Source organism: Halalkalibacter kiskunsagensis (assembly GCF_037027555.1).
Classification (GTDB): domain Bacteria; phylum Bacillota; class Bacilli; order Bacillales; family Bacillaceae_D; genus Halalkalibacter; species Halalkalibacter kiskunsagensis.
Genome location: NZ_JAXBLX010000095.1, coordinates 1 through 2,616 on the forward strand (window position 1 = coordinate 1; position 2,616 = coordinate 2,616).

At 36.1% G+C, this 2,616-nt stretch carries 2 protein-coding genes; both read left to right on the forward strand.

From position 1 onward, the window contains the following. Positions 1 to 201 precede the first annotated feature (201 nt). On the forward strand, positions 202 to 1,083 hold the full coding sequence (locus tag SLH51_RS24350; RefSeq protein WP_335964178.1) for an ROK family protein: 882 nt from the start codon (positions 202 to 204) through the stop codon (positions 1,081 to 1,083). Positions 1,084 to 1,257: 174 nt separating this feature from the next. Beyond that, positions 1,258 to 2,211, forward strand: coding sequence for a sulfurtransferase (locus tag SLH51_RS24355; protein WP_335964179.1), 954 nt, complete (start codon positions 1,258 to 1,260; stop codon positions 2,209 to 2,211). The last annotated feature ends 405 nt before the right edge of the window (positions 2,212 to 2,616 follow it).

A 2,616-nucleotide genomic window follows, 5' to 3' on the forward strand; every position in this document is an offset into this window, starting at 1 on the left:
TTGGGGAGGTACTCCTTTTTTCATGTCTTGAAAGCTTTGTGAGACCTGTGATTCAAATTATGAAATTTACTCACTTATTGAGTTTTGAAATTATAATAGAAAATGTGTCATGATTACTATATTTTGACTTGGAGGGCAGTTGAACTTCAGTAGCATAAGGTTGAGTCTTTTCAATAGAATAATAGTTTAAGGAGTGATGACGTGTTATATGGTGGTATTGAAGCTGGAGGAACGAAATTTGTATGTGCAGTTGGAGATGAAAGCGGAAACATTGTGAAGAGAGATCAATTTCCAACGACGTTACCGGAAGAAACGATGCAATATGTGTTTGAATTCTTTAAAGATTTTGAGTTGAAATCCTTGGGGGTAGGTTCGTTTGGACCAATTGATATCAATCCTAATAGCCTTACTTATGGTTCAATTACTTCTACTCCTAAAAAAGGATGGAAGGATTATCCTTTTCTTAAAACATTAAAGGCATCATATGATATACCATTAGCGTTTAATACGGATGTAAATGCAGCTGCGTTAGCTGAAGCAACATTCGGTGCAGCAAAGGGTTTTGACAGTTGCCTTTATATTACAGTTGGAACAGGCATTGGGGCTGGAGCGGTAGTGCAAGGGAATGTACTTCAAGGTATGTCTCATCCAGAGATGGGACATATCATTGTCAGACGTCACGAGCAAGATACATATGAAGGATCATGTTTGTACCATAAAGACTGTCTAGAAGGATTAGCGGCAGGTCCAGCTATTAAAGAGCGTTGGGGAAAAGCGGGAGTAGACTTAGCAGATAACAAAGATGTGTGGGAAATGGAAGGTTTTTATCTTGCTCAAGCTTTAATGCAATATATTCTAATTCTTTCGCCTAACAAGATCATACTAGGTGGAGGCGTAATGAAACAAAAGCAAGTGTTCCCGTATGTTTTTGAATATGTAAAACTATTATTAAATGATTATGTTCCTTTTCCTGAGGTATCAACAAACATTGAAGAGTATATTGTTTCACCAGGATTGGGTGACAATGCAGGCATAATGGGTTCAATTTTAATGGGGAAACAAGCTTATCAAGAACAACTGTAGCAACTTTCAAGAGTGACTATTGTAAAAGGTGGATAAATAAAATTCATCTAAAGGTATCTGTTCTTTGAATGGATGCCTTTTTTTGTGTGTCATCCTATAAGTAATTTAACTCTTGAAATCATCTAGCCAATAATATGTTTGTAGAAATAAGGCAGAAAACTTTGAGGCATAATAATGGAGATTGCAACGAAAGGGATGATGTCATTGAAACAAAAAGTGTTAATCGTAGTTCTGTTACTTATAGTGTCATTTGCATATGGAAATGACACCTTCGCAAAAATAGGTGCGTATCCACAATCGAATTTGTTGGTAAGCACAGATTGGTTGGTAGAAAATCAAGGAACGAACTTTTATATCGTTGATGTAAGATCAGAAGGATTTGAAGAAAACCATATTCCTGGAGCGGTTCATTTTGATATGGAAATGTTAGTAGACGATAATCACCCAATAGAAGGTCACTTAGTTTCGGAACAAGTATTTGAGCAACTTATGAATGATTTAGGCGTACGGAATGATCAGACGATTGTAGTATATGATGAAGGGAATGATACAGCAGCAACGAGATTGTTTTATGCATTAGAGTATTATGGTCATGAAGATATTCACGTCTTAAATGGAGGTTTTAAAGCGTGGAAAGCAATGCATCATGAGTGCTCAAACGTTGAAACTGTCAAACAATTAGGGGCTTTTAAAGCAAGGAAAAAGAATAAATTAATGGTGGAAAAAGATTATGTTGAACAAGTTATTTTCCATGATGATGTCGTCCTACTGGATGTGCGGTCACCTGAAGAATATAAAGGGGAGGATGTTCGAGCGAAAAGAGGTGGCCACATTCCTACGGCAGTGAATTTAGAGTGGAAAGCGGTAATAAAAGAGGATGGTGTACCTTTCTTTAAGTCAGCCGAAGATATTTCATCTCTATTAAAGCAGGTTGATGTTCCTAAAGAAAAAAAGGTAGTTGTTTATTGTCAATTGGCTAATCGATCTTCACATATGTATTTCACACTAAGATTAATGGGGTATAGTGACATCACTGTCTACGAAGGATCTTGGGCTGAATGGGGCAATGACCCTAAAACACCGATTGACAACCCAAGCAAATTTAAGAAGGGTCTACGTTCGTTGTAAGGTGATAATAGCGAAGAGGCTACAGGTAAGTTCATTTTCACCTTTTTAGTAGCTTCTTACTTTAGCTCGTTAGACAAATTTGTTTTCTTATGAAAAGTAGTTTTGGTTTTAAGAAGTAGTGGTATAGTAAGAATGAAAAAGAGATTTCAATAAAATTTAAAAAGCTTATTGCGTTATAGTGTATGACATGTTATATTATTAATTGTCCTCACAACGAGGGTTTGAAAAACTTACTGAAAAAAGTTGCGTTGATGTTGTTTGTGTGATAACATAGTGAGCGTCGCTAATAAGTGAATTTTATTCTTCTACCCAAGATGGTGACGAAATGAGTTCTTTGAAAACTGAACAAAAGCCAAGCGAAATAGAGAAACATGTTTTCTCGTCAATTAAATCCTATCATTCGAT

Excerpts from the sequence above, each read along its gene's own strand:
- SLH51_RS24355 (WP_335964179.1), top strand. The coding sequence starts at position 1,258 with ATGGAGATTGCAACGAAAGGGATGATGTCATTGAAACAAAAAGTGTTA.